The sequence below is a fragment of the Hahnella aquatica (SeqCode) genome (assembly GCF_965194505.1).
GTDB classification, from domain to species: domain Bacteria; phylum Pseudomonadota; class Gammaproteobacteria; order Burkholderiales; family Burkholderiaceae_A; genus Hahnella; species Hahnella aquatica.
The window spans coordinates 1,537,087-1,553,912 of record NZ_OZ239144.1; the positions used below are offsets into that span (position 1 = coordinate 1,537,087).

Below are 16,826 nucleotides of genomic sequence, written 5' to 3' on the forward strand. Positions count from 1 at the left end.
ATGTCGCGTTGCCGGGCGCTGGCCGAAGCCTTGCTGAGAGCCGGTGCGCAAGTATCGTTCTATTGCCGCGCTGTTCGCGTCGACACGAAGTCGGCGCTCCAGCGTCAAGGCATCCAGGTCGTCGAATTGCCGGACGAAGAGGCCTTTCTCGGCAGGGACTGGAGCAGAGAGATTGTCGTCGTTGACGGCTACCAGTTCGACGAGGATTTCTGGCGACGACTTCTTGAGGCCCATCCCTGGCGAACCGTGTGCATCGACGACCTGCGCGGCGTCCGCTACGTTGCCGATTTGGTGATCTGCTACAACGAGGGTGTAGACGCCGCACAGTTTCACCTCGCGCCGGGTACCCGTCTGCTGCTGGGTGGGCGTTACCTGCTGTTGCGGCCGGAAATCAATGAGGCGGCCCGTTTGACTGACGGCCCGACCCCCCGTCGGGCCGTGATGCTTGCCGCTGGAGGTACCCGGCAGGAGCGATGGGTGATTAATATGCTTGCCCATCTGAGCCGTGTCGATCCGCGCGCCATGCTATGGGTTCTCTCGGGAAGGCGTCTGCCCGCGGGCAAGATTGTGCGCAGGGTGGGACTATGCCCTGGCAGGGTTCGATTCTTCAGCGGTCTGGAGCCTGCCGAAATGCTTCGGCTATACCGGCGGGCACGTTACCTTGTCGCGCCAGCCAGCACCGTCATGCTGGAAGCCTTCTCAGCCGGTTGCCCGCTTATTTCAGGCTGGGTCGCGGAAAACCAGCGCAACTCGCTCGGCTTCTATGGGCGCCGGGGGTTGATCGTCAATGTGGGCGATCTGCGCCGGATCACACACGGCGGCCTCATCAAGGCTCGTAGCCGTGTAAAACGGGAGGGCGGCCGCATGATTCGTCGCCAGCGCGCCTACATCGCTGCGGCGCAAACAGGCATGGAGGATATTGTTCTCGCCATCCTAACAAGAGAGAAAGCGGCATGAACATCCAATACAGGCTGTTTTCCCATATATCCTCCTAATTCAGAGACTTGCCTCCATGAAACCAATTAACCACGCTCCCCGCCGAGACCGGCCTTTCCTTATCGCCGAACTGTCCGGCAATCACAATCGCTCCAAGGCGCTGGCCATCGACCTTATCAAGGCCGCAGCCAAGGCAGGCGCCTCAGCCATCAAGCTTCAGACCTACACGCCCGCGTGCCTGACCATCCGGGGCGCATTCACTATCACGGAGCCCAGCTCTCCTTGGCTGGGCCGTGAACTATACGACCTGTACGAGGAGGCCAGTACACCCTGGGAATGGCATGAGGAGCTCTTTCAGGTCGCCCGGGAGGAGGGCGTTCCCTGCTTTTCCACGCCGTTTAGCACCAAGGCTGTGGAGTTTCTTGAAACCCTGGGCAACCCGATCTACAAGGTTGCGTCTTTCGAGATCAACCATATCCCTTTGCTCCGGTGCGTGGCCGAGACCGGAAAACCCGTCATCATGTCCACCGGTGGCTCTACGGTTTCCGAGGTCGAGGAGGCGGTTAATACCTTGCGCAAGCATGGCTGCAAGGACCTGACGCTACTGAAGTGCACCAGCGCCTACCCTGCCGATCCAAAGGAAATCAACCTGTGCACCATACCTCATATGGCTGCACTATTCGGTTGCGATGTGGGGCTCTCTGACCACACGCTGGGCATTGGCGTGGCGGTGGCGTCCATTGCCTTTGGCGCCACCTGCATCGAAAAGCACTTAACGATGTCGCGCGCCGATGGCGGAGTGGATTCCTCCTTTTCCATGGAGCCGCAGGAATTTGCCAGCCTGGTGACGGAAGCCAACCGCGCTTTCGATGCGCTGGGCCGGGTGTACTACGGTCTGGAAGATGCCGAGGCAAAGGTGAGCGCTGGCAAGCGCTCTATCTATGCAGCACGAGCCATCGCGCGTGGCGAGGTGTTTACGGAAGAAAACCTTCGTATCATTCGGCCCGGATACGGACTGCATCCGCGCTATTTCCGAGACCTCCTGGGTAAGCCCGCCAGCCGCACCATTGCGCTGGGCGAGCCCTTGGGTATGCAAGACATTTCGTAGCCAGATACGGCGGGGCAAGGGTAGGGTAATTGATGGGTGCCACATATTGCTTCAAGAACTTCACGGATCTGACCGAACAGGAGTCGGATGAGGTGCTACGAGGCCGCAACGATTCGGAAGTGCGGCTCTGGATGACATCAGATAGGGTCATCGCGCCAGATGAGCACCGGCGATTCGTGGAGTCTTTGAAAGCGTCCACCACGCAGGCCTATTTGAAGGTACAGCGTAATGGACACTTCGTCGGCGTTTACTCACTAACTGATATGCACGAAGGGTCTGCGGTTGGTGGATTCTGGGTCTCCGCCTATGCACGTCAGCGTTTGCTAAGCCTGTGTGTAGTGTTTCAAAGCATTCGTTATGTGTTCGAGACATTTCCGGTCGAAATGATTCGCGGATATCAACTCAAGAACAACAGTTCAGTTGCGAAGCTGAACGCCATGCTTGGCTTCAGACTCGATGAGACACCTACCGACGCAGATCTGCGGATGAGTTACTTGAAGCTGACGCGCGACGTTTGGTCGAGTCGGGTCTCGTCCGAAGGAAGATTGCTGAAACTCATGGAAGCGGCAGAAAGTGGCGATGAAGAATAGCATTTACAACTATTTCACGGAGACGGTTGAACGCTTCGAGGAAAAGATGGCAGTCATTGAGGGTGATCAATCATGGACATTTAAACAGTTGCAGCAAGCCACTCACTCACTGGCTGGGGTGCTACTGCAAAGAGGTGTTCCTCAGAATGCTGTTGTCGCAGTGCTTCTGAAGAAGTCATATCGCGCGGTGGTGGCTGATCTGGCTATTACCGCCATTGGCAGCGCCTATATGAATCTGGATATCAAGAGTCCTTCCGCCCGTTTGGGACAGATTCTAGATGTCATAGGTCCTTGTTTGGTGATTACAGATGCGCAGGGCTTACAGGTGTTGTCTCAGATTCCTGATCGGAAGGTTCCGGTTCTTAACATCGACGAGATTCGCTCAAACGAGATGGACCAAGTGGACAATCCCGGTGAATCACGTATGACGTCACTCATCGACACAGATCCATATTGCGTCATTAACACCTCTGGATCAACGGGCATTCCCAAGGGGGTTGTTCTCAATCACCGCAGCTTCGTCGACTTCATGCATTGGAGCGTTTACGAATTGGATGTAAATGGACGCGAGGTTGTCGGATCCTTGTCTCCTATCATCTTTGATATCTTTAGTTATGAGCTTTGCATGCTTGTATTTAAGGGGAGCACACTCTTTCTGATCGACGAGCGCTTGGCACCCTACCCGGCAAAGATACTTGATGTTCTGGAAAAGAATCGGGTTAGCTTCATTTTTTGGGTGCCAACCATCATGGTGAATATCGCTAACATGGGGCTCTTGGACAAGTTCGCGCTACGAGACCTCAAGATGGTGTGGTTTGCGGGCGAGGTATTCCCGACGGTTCACTTCAATAAGTGGTTTGATCGGTTCCCGGATGTCCGATTCGTGAATCTCTATGGGCCGATAGAGATTACGCTCGACTGCACATTTCACGTTATCCGAGAGAGAATACCCGACGATCAGCCAATTCCCATCGGACGCCCTTGCCTTAATACAGCCTTACTCGTATTGAACGAGGACGGCACAGAAACTCCGGATGGCCAGATTGGTGACCTGTATGTTCGTGGCACATCCCTCGCTATGGGCTACTACAACAATCCGGAACAGACTGCCCGGGCCTTTATCCAAAATCCCCTGAACAAGAGCTATCCAGAGACCATCTACAAGACGGGCGATCTGGTCATGTGCCTTGAGGGTAAATACCATTTCAAGGGTCGCGCCGACACCATGATCAAGCATCTGGGATATCGAATCGAGCTGGCAGATATCGAGCACGCAATAACCAGTTCGATCCCGGCTGTGCGAAATGTGTGCGTCCTCTATTCGCAAAGCAAAAAGGAGATCGTCGCATACTGCGAGCTGCGAGAAGGTCTTACTTTCCAAACGTTCCGATCGGTCTTGGGGAAGAGGCTACCTGCTTACATGATCCCAGGTCGGCTGGAGGAGGTTGATCAGATGCCCATGAATTCGAACGGTAAGATAGACCGACTGCACTTCAAAAATTTACTTGAAGGGTAAGCTGGAGACATGGAATACCGAGGTCTCGAAATTGAAATTCGACGAATGGTCGACGATGACTTTGAATTGGTTCGACCTTGGTTTGACGACCCGGAAACTAGAAAGTGGTTGAAATCGGTTTACCGCTTGGGGAGATACAACCGGATTACGCATCAATTAAGTTTGAAGCAGAGGTCTAACTATTTGTGCATTGGGCTTGTCGGCAACGTGCCAGTTGGTTTGGTTGGTCTCAGCCAAATAGATCGACTCGATCGCTCGGCGATGGTATGGTACCTGACAGCAACTAACGAAATGCGAGGGCAGGGTATTGCGACAAGGTTGGTTAATCTGATTCTTAAAGAGGCGTTTGGACCCCTAACTCTGCACTCCTTACATGCCTCGGTTGTAGAGGACAACATCGCTTCGTGCAGAGTTTTACAGAAGAATAATTTCCGCTGCATAGGAGTCCAGAGAGAAAGTCACTCTGTGGGTGGATCATTTCATGATCGTTTAATTTTTGATTTACTTATTGGGGAGCAAACTTCTTAGAGAGCGAGGGTTGGTCGAGTATGAGCACACGTTGCTTACATGAGATTCAGGAACCGAACATGGAAATTCATGCAGCGATGGGTGTGGGCGGCGCCTATTTCATTTTCCGGGAACTCTCGTTTTCATACCCAGAGGCCCGACTCTGCGGGGTTCGCATCGTGAAGGAGAATACGGTCAGTGAGGAGTTGGATACAGAACTGCGGCAGTCCGCAAGCGCACCCGACTTACACCTAGTCGGAAATGACCTATACCTGATTCTCAACGATGGGGTTTTGGAGCTAACAAAATGGAGAAATTGATGAGTAGTCGTGTTGCGAAAATCATTCATTCTGTACGGCCAGAGATTCAGTTTAATTCAGGTCAAGACACGGAACTTTTTGGCGTGCTGGATTCCCTAGACATAATTTTGATTGTCGAGGAACTGGAGAAGCAGTTGGGCATTTCTATCGAAGCGGAGCAGATCGTTCCGGAGAACTTCGCGTCGTTGCGTATCCTTGAGGCTTTCGTCGAGGGCTGCAAGCGATGAACCTGCGGTTTAAGGGGGCGCACATCCAAGGCATCCAATTGGTGTTGCCTGCGCGTGAGGTTAGTTTCGACAGCGAAGCCAACTCCTACGATTTTTCTCCGCAACAGTCGGCGAAGCTTAAGCTCGTGATGGGGTTCGACCGACGCAGAGTCGTCGCCGAAGGTGTCACTTGCTCGGACCTGGTTACCGCTGGATTTGAAGCCCTGACGCGTGACGACCTGCTTGACCTAAATACATTGGATGCCCTGATAGTCGTTACCCAGACTCCTGACTACCTCATCCCAGGGACGAGCTATGTTATCCATAGGCGGCTTGGGATGCGTCAGGATATGTTGTGTCTTGACATAAACCAGGGTTGCGCGGGGTTCATCGTCGGCCTCACGGTTGCGTTCTCGCTTTTGTATCAAAAGGGGATTCGGCGAGTGGCGCTGGTCAACGCCGACGTGGTCAGTCGTCTGGTCGCCCAGGGCGATCGAAACAGTCGCCCCATCATCGGGGATGCAGCTTCGATCACGATTGTCGACGCGACATCCGACTGCGACGAGATCTATGGGAACATCAAGGTCGATGGTTCTGGCTGGGACGCTCTGATGGTGCCGGCTGGGGGAATGAAAGTCCGACCGAGCCCTCAAACAGCCATTCCTGAGGTCGACGCAAGTGGAAATGCCAGAGCGCTTGATAACCTGATCATGAGGGGCGACGCGGTGTTCAACTTCGTCATGAAAGAAGTTCCGCCGATGATCCAGTCGCTACTTGAAGATGGTGGCGTGACGGTTTCGCAGGTGGACAGCTTTGTATTCCACCAGCCCAATCCATTCATGCTTAGAAAACTGGCCGAGAAGCTCGGTGTTCCGCAGAGCAAGATGCCCATGGACCTGGTGCGTCATTTTGGAAACTCCAGTGGCGTCAGCATTCCGGCCGTGCTTTGCACAAGCTTTGACGCGTCGTATTTTGCGCGATCGCGTTTAATGTGTCTCGCCGGATTTGGCGTCGGGTTAACCTGGGGTTCGCTGCTCATGCCTATGAGCAATATTTCTTTTGCAAGAGTATTGGAGGTTTAAATGGAAAAGCTTGTAGCCGAACTGTGTGAGATCCTTGAGGTAGTGGAAGTGCCGCTGGATGCCCGCTTTGAGGATTTACCGGAATGGGACTCCCTTAATGCGCTCAGCGTCATCGCGCTACTGGATTCATGCTATGGGATCCAGATCGACGCCGCGGGACTTCAAAAGTTTGGCAGTATCAATGAGTTCGTACAGCATGTTCTCGCCAGCCGGAAATAAGGCAGGCTACACCCTTATAACGGGGGCGACCTCAACTATCGGTGCGGCAGTGGCGCGCCGCCGGTCCTCCACGGATCGGTTGCTGCTTCACGGGCGCGACACTCAGGCTCTGGATGCCCTGGCCGCGGAATTAGGCGCTGTTACTGAGGTGCGGACTTGGTGTAGAAATCTGGCAAGCCCAGAGGGACTCCATGCGGAATTTCTCCAGTTGCTAGAGTCGGGCGACATTCACGTCGAGCGGGTTGTTCATGCTGCAGGGCATCTCAAGATACTTCCGCTTCGTTCGTTTGAACTAGTGGACACGATGACCATCTTCAATGTGAATGTGTTCAGCATTATTGAGATTCTCAGGGTTTTGGCGCGCAAACCCCACCGCGAGTACTTGCATTCAGTCGTATTGATGTCAGCTCTATTCAGCAAATTTGGAGACAAGGGTAACGCAGTTTACTCATCATCCAAGGGCGCGCTCAACAGTCTGATCAAGGGGTTAGCAGTTGAATTCCCCCAAACAAGATACAACGCTCTAATTCTTGGGGCTGTGAGAACACGCATGACCGAACATTTGTTTTCCGAAGGTGACGACAGCCAGCGTTTCGCCCGCTATTTGCTAGGCACGGGGCATGCCAACGACGTCGCCGATGCGATCAATTTCCTGCTCAAGGATGGGCTTTGGATGACCGGCCAGGAGATCTTTCTGGACGGTGGGGCATCCGTCGCCTGACTTATTTATAAAACCAAGGGTATGCAGTGGAAAGTTATCTTTTCAAACACGATGGTGAGCTGATTTCGTCGGCAGCATTACGGCGCATCTTGCGTGAGTTGCAGGCTGACCAGTGTGATGTACTCTATATCCATACCGGTATGCAGTTCGGCTTGCCCAACCTGGAGATGGGCCGATCCGGCCTTCTCGAAGCCATTGCAGAGGTGCTCTATGGGATGGCCGTGCCCACTTTGATCATGCCCTCTTACACCTTCAGTTTTTGCGATGGACAATTGTTCGACCGAGCAAAATCTGCAAGCCCGATGGGGGCTCTAAACGAGTACATGCGGGTGAGGCATCAATGGATGCGTTCTTGTGATCCACTTATGTCTAATATTTTGCATGGTGAGGAGCGCGGTCTGCTGACACAAATTGGCAAACATTCGGTCGGACGTGACTCCACATTCGATCTGTTGTCCTCCCTAAACGCGAAAGTCAAATTTCTGTTTCTGGGACCTCGCATTCACGATTGCTTCACTTATATGCATTACCTTGAGGCATTTAAACAGGTGCCCTATCGATATGACTTTACATTTACGGGCTCCATTATCGATGGAACCCGCCGCTATGAGGACAAGTACACGTTATACATTCGTGACGAAGGCGTCCAGGCGGGCGGTGGTGCGAAGATTTACGAGAATATGCTGATAGAGCGGGATTTGGCAGGATTTGAGCGCGTGGGTGGCGGGGCGATTACCGTTGTTGATCTGGATTCAGCGCGTAGTCTGTATCTTGAGCTACTTGAGATCTCGCCCAATTTCTACATCGAGGAGGTCTTCGGCCAAGCAGTACGTCCGACTTCGTTGGCGCCAAGAAAGATGGTCGCGCTTTGAGTCTATCGCGTTACGTTGAAAAATTTTGACCCTCATTGGAGTCGACCTTGAGAATCACCCACTATAGCAATTCATTCATCTCGGTAAGGACGCAAGGAGAGCACATTGTGTGCGATCCATGGATAGGTAAAGCGAATACAGGAGGCTGGCAGAGTTTTCCAGAGTTCCCTGTCGATCAACTCGCGCGTCACTTGTCAGATGCACGCTGGGTCTACCTTTCACACCTTCATGATGATCATTTTCACCCCGAGACCCTCAAGTCCCTGAATCTACTAGACCGAGAATTCATCTTAAAGCGGTTTCCAGCACCGGTGATGCGGGAGCGACTAAATAAACTCGGGGTGACGCGCATTAGAGAGTTTGATCCCTTCACGATAAATCAGGTCGGCTCCTTTGACATCGCTATCTTTCCGCAGATGACCAGCAACTCATCTGGGCTAGATGATGCCGTGAATTACGATTTAGACACGTCAATTGTCTTAAAGGCAGATGGCGAGGTTTTTTTTAACCAAGTTGACAACCCCCTTTCAACAGTTGATTTGGAAGAGGTGCGAAATTGGATCTTGAGGTCGTTGGGCCCCATCGACATCTGCTGCTTAATGAGTGGCGCTGCCAGTGAATACCCTCACCTATTTCTCGGTATTGATCAGGTCAGTGAAAAGCGGCGTATCGTAGATGAGTCGCTTACTAAACTCGTGAGATGGTTGGAATTATTGGCACCCAAGTACTACTTCCCCGCCGGCGGAACTTATTTAATTCCGGGTTGGCTGAGTCGCTTCGGGGAGAATGTTGCGCAACCGGAATTTCATGAGATACGACAACTAATTGAGAACCTAAAGCTCGAGGTGCGTCCTCTCAAACTAGAGGGTGGCTTTTCTATAGATGTATCCACACACAAGCAATTCGATCCTGATGTAAGCCCGATCGAGCCGGACTTGGAGACCGCTATTCGCATGCACAGGTCCGATCCTTATGACTACGAGACTGTTATACCTCCACAATTTACAAGGATCATTGAGATTCTGGCTACTGCTCGAGAGAACTGGTTGAGGAAAATTCAGGAAGCCGAGCTTCATGTCTCGCAGTCGATCCGATTCGAGATCTACAACGAACTTGCTCTGAGGGAGGATGGACCTGACGAAGAGCGTAGACTAGGAAGCTATCAACTTTTCGAAACGAGTAATAAAGAGGCCGGAAACCTTATAATCCACATTGACCAGCGTGCCCTGTACGGCTGCCTTACTAGGCGCTTTGTTTGGAATGGGGTACTAGGGTCACTATGCCTCTTCGAGCGAAAGCCAAATCGACACTTTCCAACGGATTTTTTTTCATTAAACTTTTTGACGCTTACCCATGATCAAAAAAAGGCCTTTTCCTCTAATTGAGGATTTGGTTCTAGAGGCCCCCATAAAGATTTCAAGTATTCTTGCCTCTCTTATTATTGACTGAATTTTTGTTTACTATGTCGAACCCATGTCCGGCGCGCTAACCTAAAATGCCTTTATTGATCGGTTAAATAGAACCTACCGACACGAAGTCTTAGGCGCTTGGCTCCTCTCTGACCGTGGAGAGGTCTGTGAGCTTATCGAGGGGTGGATGAAATATTACAACGAGGATCGGCCCCATAGGGCTAACGAGAAGTTGCCACCCGTTCAGAGCTGGCAACACCCCACACCAGTAGAAATGTCCCCCATCAGAGTTTCTACTAGACGGGGGAGACTACACAACCCCTACACTGCTGTATCTAAGAGAGATTAAGTGAAGTTCAATCGTGTTATGTTTTAGCATCACCAAGAGCGCATGCTCCGAATCAGCCAATTCAAGGAAATTTTTATGCAGAAGAACGATCGGACCCCGAATCACGATGCGCCAGGTAATCTAGTAGTCTTGTCTTCAATTGAGATTCATAATTACCTTGAGCGAGCAATTCCAGAGATAAAAATTATGGAAGAGAAAATTCTATCCTCGTCGTCTATTGCGAGTGTTCTGACGGAGATAAATCAATTAAGTGATGGCCTGGATCTCATCAACGTGTATCTAAATTCTCTTAATTCTATCGGCCTAGAATTAAGCGCCGACGTTTCAAAGCTTATTACGAACTTGTCAGAATCCGTCACGTCCCTGCACGATTTCATGCAAGACGGGGACGCTCGCTCAATGGGCGCGTCACTAACGCACGAACTGCTGCCAACCTTGGCAGAGATCCAAGTGCTCTCATTCAACTTAAGCCAGAGCAAGTAAAGGCAAATGAATCGCGAGATTGCATCCGACGCCGAGTTGGTTAAGTTCTGGGAAAAGAACAGAACTGGCGTACCTGAGGAGCACTCGCTTCATCGGTTGATTAACTCCTCTTCTCTCCCGACCTTGAGAGATGTTGGCATCAGGTTCTTCCGGAACACTGAATCAGGAGAGGTTGTTACACAGTACGTCGTCGACAAGTCGCGAAGATTGTTCTCAGAAAGCCCTTACGGAGCGCGGTCAGCTGCCCAAAGGCAGCTCGACGAGGAGTTGACCGAGGATGCCTCATCACTTACGTTCCTAGTCGTCATCGGCGTTGCATCCGGTCACTTCCTGTTGGAGTGTTCTCGGCGAATCAAGCCAGAGACGCTACTTATTGTCATAGAGCCAAATGAAGAGACCTTGAGGGCGTTTTTTTTCTGCGGGAGTTTTAATGAAGTTATCAGTAGACCAAAAACAATCTGGCTATTTGGGCAGGAACCTAACACCTGTGCGGACGCGATTACGAGCCTGATTGACCCTGTCACAGTAAAGCTCTGGAAGATATTGCATCCAGCGTCATCTGAAGATTTTTATCCAAATTTTTTGATTGATTTTCTAAGTCGCCTTAAGTCTGGAACGACGACACAAAAGCTTGGATTTCTCACGGGGCTAACCCAGGGTGAGAAGTTTTTCTCAAATTCCATTCTCAATATCTCAAATTCTATTAATTCCCTTACGGTGTCCTCGGCGAAAGGCCTGTGGCTCGGCCGGCCAGGGGTTCTTGTTGCAGCTGGCCCCTCGCTAGAGAAGCAACTACCAATACTGAGATCAATACAAGACGAGGTTCTTCTTGTTTGCGTGGGTCCGGCTTGGAAGACGTTACGGGCAGCTGACGTGAAGCCGCATTTTGTTGTGTCAATCGATCCTTTTGACCCCAATTGGACTCACTTTGAAGGACTTCAGGCAGATGGGGAGATACTTTTGACGGATTTCTGTAATAACGTGAGAATTATTGAGACGTTTGAAGGTATTCGGATGTTCTGTCACTCAGGCGATGACCGCGACGAGCTTAGCGAATTTTTCACGCGCACTAAGTATGGCAGCCTTGGAACGGGGGGCTCCGTCGCGCATACGGCTTTTAATTTTTTGCGTCACATCGGAGCTTCGCCGATTATCCTTGTCGGGCAAGATCTAGCTTACACCGGCGGTATTTCTCATGCTCGTGGACACACAGGTCGTTCGACTCTCTCGGAGGACAAGGCTCAACGACCCGACAAGTTTCGCTCGGTTCTTGCGTATGGTGGGGTAGGAACAGTTGAGACGAACGAGCAGATGGACGTCTATCGACTATGGTACGAGCGGCTCCAGGATAAGACGGGAGTCATCAACTGCACCGAGGGTGGAGCCAGGATTCAGGGCATTCCGGAAGCGGAGCTTTTGGACACGATCGAGTCCGTGGAGCGAGTCTCAAAGAAGGAACTCCTCAGATTTTCTACTCTAACACCGGTTTTTACCCCAAGTGAGGCGGAGTGCGCCCTCAACAGAATCAGAGCATTCTGTGAAGAGCTCTCCAACTTGAAGACAGATGCAATGGAAGCTTCGAAGCTTTTGGGGCGAGTTCAACGGCTATGGTCTGAGAGTGGTGGGTCACGAGATCTAGCCGAGGCCAAGATGACTTTTAACGCACAGGCTAAGAAAATTGAGAGCATCGAATCCAAGGTTGATTTGGTAATGACATCTTTTCTGCGAATTGAAACGTTCTCTCATCGCAGAGCGAGTGTACTCAGCGACGATGACGAAAGTTCGAAACTTCTGAACAATGTGATGCTTTACGAGAAGATCCCTGAGGCATGTGACCGTGCTATTAAACTTTTTGAGTTGGCTCAGGATGATATAAAAGAAAGGGTTGGTGCTATTCGCACCAACCCTTCTCACACAAGCCAGTCCTAACTTACTATTACTGCAGCAGAGCCAGTACAGACTGCTGCTGAGCGTTGGCTTGGGCCAACATCGCGGTTGCTGCCTGGCTGACGATCTGTGACCTTGCCAGCTTCGTAGATTCAACGGCATAGTCCGTGTCTAGAATCCTACTGCGGGAATCCGCCAAGTTTGTTGATGTTACCGTCATGTTATCAATGGCGGACGTCAGTCTGCTAATTGTGGCGCCAATATCGGCCCGCCCCTGATTTACAGACATAATTGCCGCATCCAGCCCCATGATCGACTTTGTGGAGTTGTCTTGGTTATTAATGTGGAGCGACTGAAGGACCTCCCAACCGCGAGTGGCGTTTGCGGTTGTCTCGACGTAGCCCAGAATACTCTGGTCTTGATCGAGGCTGTTGGTCACGGTGAAAGCTGTTCCCTTCACCACGGAGGTGAGTGTAATCACCCCGGCTGCGGAGGCCACTGCCGTAAGAACGTTTCCAAGTTCCGAGTCGAGTGCAATTGCGTCTGCAATAGCTGAGGCTAGAGAGGTGTGCAGCATATCGTTGCTGTTAATCGTCACTGAGATGACGCTGTCATTGACAGTGAACCGAACCACGGTCCCGGATAGTGCCACGCCGCCACTCAATGCCTCTGTAGATGCCTGAATGGTGATGGTCCCAGCTTGGAAGGTGGAATCGGAGTCGTGGTAGTCGCCAAAGTGATGGCGAACGATCTGACCTGCATTTGCACCAACTTGAAATGCCATCAGACCGCTTACGCCACCCGTCACGGCCGCCTCGGTGGTAACGCCTGCAACGCCTTGGTTTCCGCGGAATGTTCCATCCAGCAGGTTTACTCCGTTCCACTGCGTGTTTTTGACAATGCGGTTGAATTCAGACTTGAGGGATTGGAATTCCGCATTTAAGTATTGACGATCCTCTGAAGTGTTCGTGTCTGATGCGGACTGGACTGACAATTCACGCATGCGTTGAAGCATGTTAGTCATTTCTACCATCGAGCCTTCAGCCGTTTGCAACAGTGCGATTGCGTCATTCGCGTTTTTGACGGACATGTTCAAACCCCGCACCATGGAGCTCATATGAGTGCTGATGGCTAAGCCGGCTGCGTCGTCCTTTGCGCCGTTGATCTTCTGTCCAGTCGACAGACGCTCCATGGCAGTTGCCATATCGCGTCCAACTTTGACACCAGACTGCTGCGCCACCAAAGCTTTAATGTTTGTATTCACAACTGACATGGTCTTTCTCCTTCAATGTTAGGAAGCAATCTCAGAACGACCGATGTCTGTTCTGATGCTCTCTGAATCGGCAAGTGTTTGCCGCGCTTTAGTCGATTGATCAAAAAATGTCGTCATACAGCACGCCTTTGAGGTCCTCAATGCTGTGCGCAACCCGAATCACCACTTCGGGGGGCAACTGCCGAACCACCTCGCCGGTGGATTGCTTGCGCACCGTCACGATCTCCCGGTTCAGGCGCTCGTCGTACGAGAAGCCCAAATCTCGCTGCATTGTTTTCATCTGCTCGTTCAACTTCGCCACAGCCTCCTGAATCTGCTCGGAGAGCTTTACTGGATCGATGGAAAGCATGGGCAGCGGCTTCGAGACATCTGCCTTGGTCTCCGCCATTTTGGCTTCTGCTTTATCGGGCGGTGAGGTGACCGCGCGAACAGCCCCCGCTCCTTGGCTGCCGCTCACTTGATTAACCAGAGATTCCATAAGGCACCGCCCTTTCGAATAACGTCAAAGGGCGATGGCAGATGCCAAAACCCTTTTCTCACGTTTGAAGCATCGGAAGCGCAAACGGGAACTTGAGGGCCGAGCCTCAAATTCCGACTAAATTACTTGGGAATTGTCTGCGGACTAGTTCTTGTAGGCGGCCATCATGGCGTCAAAGGTGCCCTTTAGGCTATCTCGGGTGGCATTGGCCTGCCCAACAATGGAATCCATCACCCCGAACTGCCTAGAATATCGGGCCAACAAAGCCTCCATTCGCGTTTCCAGTGATTCGAGGTCCTTTTTGTAGCGGTCTAGCTGTTTATTTGCACTATTGGTCTGGGCCATCACCACACCGTCGGTCTTGAGCATGTCGTTGATGGTCTTGATGGCGTCCCCAGCCAAACCCCTGTTTGCCGTGCCCAACTCCGACTGGTTGTTGGTGTTGGCACTCAGGGCCAAGACCATGGCGTCGAACTTGCCCTCGAGCGCCGCGGTGAGTTCGTCGGCCTTGAGTTCCATTTTTCCCTCGCGGGTGATCGAAATGCCCAGGTCGCGAAGCGTGGAGACCTCCGTGCCGGGAGTGCTGGAGGGGCCAGTAAACAGCGCACGAATCTTGTTCCGAATGCCCCTGGCGGTGGAATCATTGGCCAATGAGCCGCTGAAGACGTCTTCGGGGTCCTCCGTGTTCTTCGGGCCCGTGAGGATATCCAGATCAGACATTGCATCGTTGTACGCGGTAACCAGGCCTTCGAACTTAGTTCGAACAGAATCGAGGTCTCGGGTAAGGGTGAGCACCTCGGCGCTGCTGGTGGTGCGTGTGAGGTTGAGTGTGACCCCAGGAATGGCATCGGTGATGTTGTTCGTGGTTCTGGTAATCGGCACCCCATCGATCTCAATAGAAGCGTCCGAGGCCGACTGAACTGAGGAAAAGGCCATGGCCGCAACGGTCGTGCCGGGAACAAAGGGTTGATCCTCGCTTACGGCCATGGTCACACCAGTGGCATTGGCCGAAAATGATGCATCGGGAGCATAACCCTCGGTCGCATCATGTGTAAACAGGAGGGTGCCGTTGCCGCTGTCGGTCAGGACACGGCCCGGGAAACTGAGGAAAGTCGCGCTGGAGTTAAGCCTCGCGTGCACCTTTGTAGCAACCTGCGCCGCGGTATCCCCCGCCTCCACATCAACTGAAACACCCGCAACAGTGATGGTGCCAGACGCAGATGCGGCACCAAAAGTCAGCTTCTGGCGTTCGGCGGTGCCGTCGCCCTTGTCACCTGTCATTGTGAAGCTACTGGCGGCACCGGTCTCACCTGTAAGCACGATCTTGAATGGATTGCTGGCGGCACCGGTATTGAGAAGCTGCGCAGTAACGCCGAGGCCGGCAGAGTTGATGGCCCCAACAACTGAGCCTGCCGTGGCGTTGGCTGCACTGATGCTGATCGTGGTGGAGTCGCCCCCATTCTTGCGAAGATAGAGGTAGAAGGGCTCCCCGCCGTTGATCGCAGTGGTCGCCGCCGCGAATCCGGTATCGGACAGGCGCCGCTGCGCCTTGGCCAGGCTTAACACCTCAACGGAATAAGCCCCGGGCAGCGCACTCGACGTCGCGGTGGCGCCAAAGGCAGTGGAACCTCCCGTCGACACAGCAAGGCTGTTGAAGTCCGTTGCATCGTTGAGGCCCTGAAATGCGGTCTTCAGATTATTCAAAATGGCCATGGCTGCGCCGTAGCCGGAGATTCGCGCCTCGGTCTTCTCAATCTTCTTGTTGATGAGATTTTCTTTGGGCGCACGCTCCGCATCGACCAGGCTCTTGGCCAAAGATTTAGTATCAACCCCGGAACCGGCGCCAAAGGCGCTCACAAAGTTGGTGTCAACTGCCATGGTGTTGAGTCGCCTGAATCATCTTGTTGGGAATCGGCCTGGCGCCGAAAACTTGAGTCATGTGCATCAGCGGATGTATTCAAAGAGGCTCAGCCTCGAAATCTGGGCAAAACTGGCCTGACTGGCCTCCAGCGCCAGCATCTGCTTTTGCATCTTGGTCACAGCCTCGGTGTAATCAAGGTCTTCTGCTTCACTGAGTACCAGCTGCAGTTGAAGCCTTGTTTCTTCCAGCACGGCGCGCTGCCCCGTCACCACATTCATGTCAGACCCCACCCGAGCGATCGAGAGGGACACACTGTCTGAAAGGTTGGTGAGCTCAGCAATGCCTCGGTTCATGTTCGCTCGATCGGAGGATCGGACCGCAGCCACCAGATCCTGAACACTTTGGAAAAAGCTCACACCAAACTGGCTGCCATCGGCATCGGTCCGCACCACGCGATCGAACACCTGAGTGCCGGTGCGGTTGGCCCTCAACTGGCGCTGATCGCCCACATCCACGAGGTTGACGGTTTCGTCGCCTTGGTAGATCACTTCGCCATCCGCCTGCTGAGAGAACGCCGGGGTAAACACCCGCGAACCACTGAATAGATACGCTCCATTGGCGTCTCGGGTGTTCGCAAAGGACAGCAGGTCTTCTTGAAGGCCCTGCATCTCAATGGCTATGATCTCTCGGTCTTTGGGGCCGTTGGTGTCGTTCGAGGCCTGAATGGCGAGTTCCTTGAGCCGGGTGAGCAGATTGCTCACCCCTTCAAGGGCAGTTTCCTCGGTCTTCAAGCGATTCTCGGTGGTTTGAATGGCCTGCTCGAAGCTCTCTTGGCGGGCGATCACGCTCTTTAAGCGTTGAATGCTCACGGCCTCCTCAGGCGCATCACTGGGCCGCAGCACATTCTTGCCGCTAGAGAGCTGGGCCTGAGACTGGGCCAACTTGGACTGGCTGGTGGTCATCTGGCTCACAGCCCGGTCGTATAGGTAAGTAGTGGAAATCTTCATGG

The 16,826-nt window shown here is 52.7% G+C and carries 19 protein-coding genes; 15 read left to right on the forward strand and 4 right to left on the reverse strand.

The genetic code is table 11. The annotated features are described in order from the left end of the window. The 15 genes from AC8GDA_RS07965 (at nucleotide 1) to AC8GDA_RS08035 (ending at nucleotide 12,247) form a co-directional block, all read left to right on the forward strand. Nucleotides 1-957, forward strand: coding sequence for a hypothetical protein (locus tag AC8GDA_RS07965; RefSeq protein WP_506555998.1), 957 nt, complete (start codon nucleotides 1-3; stop codon nucleotides 955-957). A gap of 55 nt (nucleotides 958-1,012) precedes the next feature. Then, complete coding sequence (pseI, locus tag AC8GDA_RS07970) at nucleotides 1,013-2,044, forward strand: pseudaminic acid synthase (protein WP_506555999.1); 1,032 nt, start codon at nucleotides 1,013-1,015, stop codon at nucleotides 2,042-2,044. Between the two features lie 32 nt (nucleotides 2,045-2,076). After that, entirely contained in the window at nucleotides 2,077-2,634 is a 558-nt protein-coding gene (locus tag AC8GDA_RS07975) for a GNAT family N-acetyltransferase (protein ID WP_506557225.1), read from the forward strand. Next, nucleotides 2,624-4,150 (forward strand): amino acid adenylation domain-containing protein, encoded by a 1,527-nt coding sequence (locus AC8GDA_RS07980; RefSeq protein ID WP_506556000.1) that lies wholly within the window; start codon nucleotides 2,624-2,626, stop codon nucleotides 4,148-4,150. The genes AC8GDA_RS07975 and AC8GDA_RS07980 overlap by 11 nt, the downstream gene beginning before the upstream one ends. Nucleotides 4,151-4,159: 9 nt before the next feature. Beyond that, entirely contained in the window at nucleotides 4,160-4,678 is a 519-nt protein-coding gene (locus AC8GDA_RS07985) for a GNAT family N-acetyltransferase (protein WP_506556001.1), read from the forward strand. A 59-nt stretch (nucleotides 4,679-4,737) separates the two neighbouring features. Beyond that, nucleotides 4,738-4,977: a hypothetical protein gene (locus AC8GDA_RS07990; protein WP_506556002.1), complete on the forward strand. Its 240-nt coding sequence runs from the start codon at nucleotides 4,738-4,740 to the stop codon at nucleotides 4,975-4,977. Beyond that, nucleotides 4,977-5,204, forward strand: coding sequence for a phosphopantetheine-binding protein (locus tag AC8GDA_RS07995; RefSeq protein ID WP_506556003.1), 228 nt, complete (start codon nucleotides 4,977-4,979; stop codon nucleotides 5,202-5,204). Before AC8GDA_RS07990 ends, AC8GDA_RS07995 begins: the two co-directional genes overlap by 1 nt. Beyond that, nucleotides 5,201-6,265 (forward strand): 3-oxoacyl-ACP synthase III family protein, encoded by a 1,065-nt coding sequence (locus AC8GDA_RS08000; protein ID WP_506556004.1) that lies wholly within the window; start codon nucleotides 5,201-5,203, stop codon nucleotides 6,263-6,265. Before AC8GDA_RS07995 ends, AC8GDA_RS08000 begins: the two co-directional genes overlap by 4 nt. Next, nucleotides 6,266-6,484, forward strand: a complete 219-nt coding sequence (locus AC8GDA_RS08005; RefSeq protein ID WP_506556005.1) for an acyl carrier protein — start codon at nucleotides 6,266-6,268, stop codon at nucleotides 6,482-6,484. Further along, nucleotides 6,462-7,205, forward strand: coding sequence for an SDR family oxidoreductase (locus tag AC8GDA_RS08010; protein WP_506556006.1), 744 nt, complete (start codon nucleotides 6,462-6,464; stop codon nucleotides 7,203-7,205). Before AC8GDA_RS08005 ends, AC8GDA_RS08010 begins: the two co-directional genes overlap by 23 nt. A 26-nt stretch (nucleotides 7,206-7,231) precedes the next feature. Continuing rightward, nucleotides 7,232-8,077 carry an AAC(3) family N-acetyltransferase gene (locus tag AC8GDA_RS08015; protein ID WP_506556007.1) on the forward strand — a complete coding sequence of 282 codons (846 nt, stop codon included), beginning with the start codon at nucleotides 7,232-7,234 and terminating at the stop codon, nucleotides 8,075-8,077. Between the two features lie 47 nt (nucleotides 8,078-8,124). Further along, nucleotides 8,125-9,462, forward strand: a complete 1,338-nt coding sequence (locus AC8GDA_RS08020) for an MBL fold metallo-hydrolase (protein ID WP_506556008.1) — start codon at nucleotides 8,125-8,127, stop codon at nucleotides 9,460-9,462. Nucleotides 9,463-9,580: 118 nt separating this feature from the next. Beyond that, a complete protein-coding gene (locus AC8GDA_RS08025; RefSeq protein WP_506557226.1) occupies nucleotides 9,581-9,835 on the forward strand; it encodes an integrase core domain-containing protein in 255 nt (84 codons plus the stop codon). 75 nt (nucleotides 9,836-9,910) lie between these two features. Further along, a complete protein-coding gene (locus AC8GDA_RS08030) occupies nucleotides 9,911-10,318 on the forward strand; it encodes a DUF8042 domain-containing protein (RefSeq protein ID WP_506556009.1) in 408 nt (135 codons plus the stop codon). A 6-nt stretch (nucleotides 10,319-10,324) separates the two neighbouring features. Further along, on the forward strand, nucleotides 10,325-12,247 hold the full coding sequence (locus tag AC8GDA_RS08035; protein WP_506556010.1) for a motility associated factor glycosyltransferase family protein: 1,923 nt from the start codon (nucleotides 10,325-10,327) through the stop codon (nucleotides 12,245-12,247). A 7-nt stretch (nucleotides 12,248-12,254) separates the two neighbouring features. Here the strand turns inward: AC8GDA_RS08035 and AC8GDA_RS08040 are convergent, their stop codons facing one another. The 4 genes from AC8GDA_RS08040 to flgL all read right to left on the reverse strand — a co-directional run bounded on the left by AC8GDA_RS08040 (nucleotide 12,255) and on the right by flgL (nucleotide 16,824). Then, complete coding sequence (locus AC8GDA_RS08040) at nucleotides 12,255-13,478, reverse strand: flagellin N-terminal helical domain-containing protein (protein WP_506556011.1); 1,224 nt, start codon at nucleotides 13,476-13,478, stop codon at nucleotides 12,255-12,257. 100 nt (nucleotides 13,479-13,578) lie between these two features. Then, entirely contained in the window at nucleotides 13,579-13,866 is a 288-nt protein-coding gene (locus AC8GDA_RS08045; protein ID WP_506556012.1) for a flagellar protein FlaG, read from the reverse strand. A 234-nt stretch (nucleotides 13,867-14,100) separates the two neighbouring features. Next, nucleotides 14,101-15,834, reverse strand: coding sequence for a flagellar filament capping protein FliD (fliD, locus tag AC8GDA_RS08050; RefSeq protein ID WP_506556013.1), 1,734 nt, complete (start codon nucleotides 15,832-15,834; stop codon nucleotides 14,101-14,103). Between the two features lie 66 nt (nucleotides 15,835-15,900). Further along, complete coding sequence (gene flgL, locus AC8GDA_RS08055; RefSeq protein ID WP_506556014.1) at nucleotides 15,901-16,824, reverse strand: flagellar hook-associated protein FlgL; 924 nt, start codon at nucleotides 16,822-16,824, stop codon at nucleotides 15,901-15,903. Nucleotides 16,825-16,826: the final 2 nt, after the last annotated feature.

Bases quoted from the DNA above. Each gene is read 5' to 3' on its own strand.
- fliD (WP_506556013.1), bottom strand. From the start codon at position 15,834: ATGGCAGTTGACACCAACTTTGTGAGCGCCTTTGGCGCCGGTTCCGGG.
- AC8GDA_RS08035 (WP_506556010.1), top strand. From the start codon at position 10,325: ATGAATCGCGAGATTGCATCCGACGCCGAGTTGGTTAAGTTCTGGGAA.
- AC8GDA_RS07980 (WP_506556000.1), top strand. From the start codon at position 2,624: ATGAAGAATAGCATTTACAACTATTTCACGGAGACGGTTGAACGCTTC.
- AC8GDA_RS08030 (WP_506556009.1), top strand. From the start codon at position 9,911: ATGCAGAAGAACGATCGGACCCCGAATCACGATGCGCCAGGTAATCTA.
- AC8GDA_RS07965 (WP_506555998.1), top strand. From the start codon at position 1: ATGTCGCGTTGCCGGGCGCTGGCCGAAGCCTTGCTGAGAGCCGGTGCG.
- AC8GDA_RS08040 (WP_506556011.1), bottom strand. From the start codon at position 13,478: ATGTCAGTTGTGAATACAAACATTAAAGCTTTGGTGGCGCAGCAGTCT.
- pseI (WP_506555999.1), top strand. From the start codon at position 1,013: ATGAAACCAATTAACCACGCTCCCCGCCGAGACCGGCCTTTCCTTATC.
- AC8GDA_RS08010 (WP_506556006.1), top strand. From the start codon at position 6,462: ATGTTCTCGCCAGCCGGAAATAAGGCAGGCTACACCCTTATAACGGGG.
- AC8GDA_RS08045 (WP_506556012.1), bottom strand. From the start codon at position 13,866: ATGGCGGAGACCAAGGCAGATGTCTCGAAGCCGCTGCCCATGCTTTCC.
- flgL (WP_506556014.1), bottom strand. From the start codon at position 16,824: ATGAAGATTTCCACTACTTACCTATACGACCGGGCTGTGAGCCAGATG.
- AC8GDA_RS07990 (WP_506556002.1), top strand. From the start codon at position 4,738: ATGGAAATTCATGCAGCGATGGGTGTGGGCGGCGCCTATTTCATTTTC.
- AC8GDA_RS07995 (WP_506556003.1), top strand. From the start codon at position 4,977: ATGAGTAGTCGTGTTGCGAAAATCATTCATTCTGTACGGCCAGAGATT.
- AC8GDA_RS07985 (WP_506556001.1), top strand. From the start codon at position 4,160: ATGGAATACCGAGGTCTCGAAATTGAAATTCGACGAATGGTCGACGAT.
- AC8GDA_RS08000 (WP_506556004.1), top strand. From the start codon at position 5,201: ATGAACCTGCGGTTTAAGGGGGCGCACATCCAAGGCATCCAATTGGTG.
- AC8GDA_RS08005 (WP_506556005.1), top strand. From the start codon at position 6,266: ATGGAAAAGCTTGTAGCCGAACTGTGTGAGATCCTTGAGGTAGTGGAA.
- AC8GDA_RS07975 (WP_506557225.1), top strand. From the start codon at position 2,077: ATGGGTGCCACATATTGCTTCAAGAACTTCACGGATCTGACCGAACAG.